The sequence below is a fragment of the Streptomyces sp. NPDC051020 genome (assembly GCF_040683105.1).
In the GTDB taxonomy this organism is placed as follows: domain Bacteria; phylum Actinomycetota; class Actinomycetes; order Streptomycetales; family Streptomycetaceae; genus Streptomyces.
Genome location: NZ_JBFBCG010000180.1, coordinates 1 through 4,490 on the forward strand (window position 1 = coordinate 1; position 4,490 = coordinate 4,490).

At 68.6% G+C, this 4,490-nt stretch carries 2 protein-coding genes, 1 pseudogene and 1 riboswitch; all 3 genes and pseudogenes read left to right on the forward strand.

Annotated features, from left to right (window positions below):
• Positions 1–140: 140 nt before the first annotated feature.
• Positions 141–308, forward strand: a pseudogene (locus tag AB0N06_RS38105) (GNAT family N-acetyltransferase); the annotation flags it as partial.
• A gap of 45 nt (positions 309–353) precedes the next feature.
• A riboswitch (cobalamin riboswitch) is annotated at positions 354–486 on the forward strand.
• A 143-nt stretch (positions 487–629) separates the two neighbouring features.
• Complete coding sequence (locus tag AB0N06_RS38110) at positions 630–3,026, forward strand: ribonucleoside-diphosphate reductase subunit alpha (protein ID WP_366139261.1); 2,397 nt, start codon at positions 630–632, stop codon at positions 3,024–3,026.
• Positions 3,026–4,039 (forward strand): ribonucleotide-diphosphate reductase subunit beta, encoded by a 1,014-nt coding sequence (locus tag AB0N06_RS38115; RefSeq protein ID WP_358859732.1) that lies wholly within the window; start codon positions 3,026–3,028, stop codon positions 4,037–4,039. Before AB0N06_RS38110 ends, AB0N06_RS38115 begins: the two co-directional genes overlap by 1 nt.
• Positions 4,040–4,490: the final 451 nt, after the last annotated feature.

Consider the following 4,490-nt stretch of genomic DNA (forward strand, 5'->3'; position numbering starts at 1 on the left):
GCCGGGCGGCGTCTGGTGCGTGCGATCGCAAGGCGGAGGGTCGCCCCGATACTGGCAGTATCGGGGCGAGCCCGACAACGCAGCGAGCGTGCCAGACGCCGCCCGGCAGGCGGGACTTTCGAAACACGCCGTAGGGCCGTGACCGGGCACGGGCCGCGGAGGGCGTCGGGTGGCTCGTCCTGTCCACCCAGCCGACCATGTCCGGCGCCTGCCGGATCTGCCATCGGCTTGGCTTCGTACGCACGCCAGAACACGACCGGGATCCCATTGCGGGCCTCGCGCTGCTCACGTACAGCCTGAGCCTCTGAACCGATTCGACACAACATGTGGGGGCCGCCTCATCGGGCGGCCCCCACATGTATGCTCATGCTCGCTGTCGCCGCAGGGAAATCCGGTGCGAATCCGGAACTGTCCCGCAACGGTATATTCGGGGCCCTTTTGCGCACCCTGAAAGTCCGAGGACCTGCCGACAGCGCGTCCGGCTCGACCGATCCGGACGCCCAGACGTCCGGGCCTCGCGGATGGGCCGGTGGACGCCGCACGCAGTGCTGCCCTCCTTCTTCGGGCATGCCTCCGTGTGGCTGCCCCGCTCACCCGCCGGCCCCGAGCCGAGCGAGGGAGAGCACCACGTGACCATCGCGCCAGCCGATCCGGCTTCAGTCGCCGAGTCCGCGGGAACCACGAACGACGGACCCGGGACCGCACTGCTGCGGACCCTGACCGACCTCACTGCCGATCTGCCCGACACCGACCCCGGCCGCGTCGCCGCCGCCGCGCTGCGCGGACGCAACGCCGCGTCGGACGAGGCGGAGTTGCGCACGCTGGCCACCGAGGCCGCCGCGGGTCTGATCGCCGAGGACCCCGCGTACTCCCGGCTCGCCGCCCGCCTCCTGACCCGCACCATCGCGGACGAGGCGGCCGGTCAGGGCGCGCTGTCGTTCTCCGCCTCGGTCGCCGTCGGCCACCGCGAGGGTCTGATCGCGGACCGTACGGCCGCGTTCGTGGCGCTCCACGCGGCCCGGCTCGACGCGCTGGTCGAGCAGTCCCTCGCCGACGGCGCCGACGACCGGTTCGGCTACTTCGGGCTGCGGACACTGCACAGCCGCTATCTGCTGCGCCACCCGCTCACCCGCCAGGTCATCGAGACGCCGCAGCACTTCATGCTGCGCGTCGCGGCCGGCCTCGCCGAGGACGAGTCGGTGCGCGCACTGGACGAGGTCGCCGCGCTGTACGGTCTGATGAGCCGCCTCGACTACCTCCCCTCCTCCCCCACACTCTTCAACTCCGGCACCCGGCACCCGCAGATGTCCTCCTGCTATCTGCTGGACTCACCGCTGGACGAGCTCGACTCCATCTACGACCGCTACCACCAGGTGGCGCGGCTCTCCAAGCACGCGGGCGGCATCGGCCTCTCGTACTCCCGGATCCGCGCCCGCGGTTCGCTGATCCGCGGCACCAACGGGCACTCCAACGGCATCGTGCCGTTCCTGAAGACGCTCGACGCCTCGGTCGCCGCAGTGAATCAGGGCGGCCGCCGCAAGGGCGCCGCCGCCGTCTACCTGGAGACGTGGCACGCCGACATCGAGGAGTTCCTGGAGCTGCGCGACAACACGGGCGAGGACCAGCGGCGTACGCACAACCTCAACCTGGCGCACTGGATCCCGGACGAGTTCATGCGCCGGGTCGACGCGGACGGCGACTGGTCGCTGTTCTCCCCCGCCGACGTGCCGGAACTGGTCGATCTGTGGGGCGACGAGTTCGACGCCGCGTACCGGGCCGCCGAGGCCAAGGGCCTGGCCCGCAAGTCGATGCCCGCGCGTGAGCTGTACGGCCGGATGATGCGGACGCTCGCACAGACCGGTCAGGGCTGGATGACGTTCAAGGACGCCTCCAACCGGACGGCCAACCAGACCGCCGAGCCGGGTCGCGTCGTCCACTCGTCGAACCTGTGCACCGAGATCCTCGAAGTCACCGACGACGGCGAGACCGCCGTCTGCAACCTCGGTTCGGTCAACCTCGGTTCGTTCGTGGCCGGCGGCGCCATCGACTGGGAGCGGCTGGATTCCACCGTCCGTACCGCCGTGACGTTCCTCGACCGGGTCGTCGACATCAACTTCTACCCGACCGAGCAGGCCGGCCGCTCCAACGCCCGCTGGCGTCCGGTGGGGCTGGGCGCGATGGGGCTCCAGGACGTCTTCTTCCAACTGCGGCTGCCGTTCGACTCCCCCGAGGCCCGCGCGCTCTCCACGAAGATCTCCGAGCGGATCATGCTCGCCGCCTACGAGGCGTCCTGCGACCTCGCCGAGCGGTCCGGTCCGCTGCCCGCCTGGTCCGAGACGCGCGCCGCCCGCGGCGTGCTGCACCCCGACCACTACGACACCGAGCTGAGCTGGCCGGAGCGCTGGGACGCGCTGCGCGCCCGGATCGCGAAGACCGGCATGCGCAACTCGCTGCTGCTCGCCATCGCTCCGACCGCCACGATCGCCTCGATCGCCGGAGTGTACGAGTGCATCGAGCCGCAGGTCTCCAACCTCTTCAAGCGCGAAACGCTCAGCGGTGAGTTCCTCCAGGTCAACGCCTATCTGGTGAACGAGCTGAAGCATCTGGGCGTGTGGGACGCGCGGACCCGCGAGGCACTGCGCGAGGCGAGCGGCTCGGTGCAGGGCTTCGCCTGGATCCCGGAGGACGTACGGGCTCTCTACCGCACGGCATGGGAGATCCCACAGCGCGGTCTGATCGACATGGCGGCGGCGCGTACGCCGTTCCTGGACCAGAGCCAGTCGCTGAACCTGTTCCTGGAGACGCCGACGATCGGCAAACTTTCCTCGATGTACGCGTACGCCTGGAAGCAGGGGCTGAAGACGACGTACTACCTGCGCTCGCGCCCGGCCACCCGGATCGCCCGGGCGGCGTCCGGCCGGGCCACGGCCGCCGCCGCCCTTCCCGTACAGCAGGCTTCGGCTCCCGACGCGGACGCGATCGCCTGCTCCCTCGAAAACCCCGAGTCCTGCGAGGCCTGCCAGTAATGAGCTCGACCGACAAGAATCTGCTCGACCCGGGCTTCGAACTGACCCTGCGGCCCATGCGCTACCCGGACTTCTACGAGCGCTACCGCGACGCGATCAAGAACACCTGGACGGTCGAGGAGGTCGACCTCCACTCCGACGTCGCCGATCTCGCCAAGCTGACACCCGCCGAGCAGCACATGATCGGCCGGCTCGTCGCGTTCTTCGCAACCGGTGACTCGATCGTCTCCAACAACCTCGTACTGACCCTGTACAAGCACATCAACTCCCCGGAAGCGCGGCTGTACCTGTCGCGTCAGCTCTTCGAGGAGGCTGTGCACGTCCAGTTCTATCTGACGTTGCTCGACACCTATCTGCCCGACCCGGACGACCGTGCGGCCGCGTTCGACGCGGTCGAGGAGATCCCCTCCATCCGCGAGAAGGCGCAGTTCTGCTTCAAGTGGATGGACTCGGTCGAGAAGATCGAGCGGCTGGAGACGCAGGCCGACCGCCGTCGCTTCCTGCTGAACCTGATCTGCTTCGCGGCGTGCATCGAAGGGCTCTTCTTCTACGGCGCGTTCGCGTACGTCTACTGGTTCCGCTCGCGCGGTCTGCTGCACGGCCTCGCCACGGGAACCAACTGGGTCTTCCGTGACGAAACGATGCATATGAACTTCGCGTTCGAGGTCGTGGACACCGTCCGCAAGGAGGAGCCCGAGCTCTTCGACGACGCCCTCCAGCAGCAGGTCACCGACATGCTGAAGGAGGCCGTCGACGCGGAACTGCAGTTCGGCCGCGACCTGTGCGGCGACGGCCTGCCGGGCATGAACACCGAGTCGATGCGCGAGTACCTGCAGTGCGTCGCCGACCAGCGGCTCACCCGGCTCGGCTTCCCGGCTGTGTACGGCTCCGAGAACCCGTTCTCGTTCATGGAGCTGCAGGGTGTCCAGGAGCTCACGAACTTCTTCGAGCGCCGGCCGTCCGCGTACCAGGTGGCGGTGGAGGGCTCGGTCGCCTTCGACGACGACTTCTAGACGCTCTGGGCTCGCGCCCTGATCCGGAGGTCCGGACGCCCCACAGCCTTCACCGGCTGTGGGGCGTCCGCCGTTTCCGGTGGTTCGGCCCGCCGATCACGTTCCGCCTCACGCAGCCGAAGTCATGACCTCGGCAAGTCTCGGACCGACCAACGCACTCAACCAGACCTGAAGGAAGGGAAGTTGAGGATCCGCGGGAGTGTGGATGAACACAAATGGGCCCGGCTCCGCACGCGGGGAGACCGGGCCCGCCGAAGGTTCTAGTGCCCCTCCCGGCAAGCTCTGCCCCATCGCGCCGTCCAGCACGCCCGCTCGACGACGCTCCTCATGGGGCAGACACTGCCGGTCACGGCTTAGCTTGTTCTTTAACCTCTGCCAGGTTGTGGCTGGTCCCGAGCCGGAGGTTGCTCAGATATTCGATCGTCGACAAGCGGGTGACTTGGCAGACTGC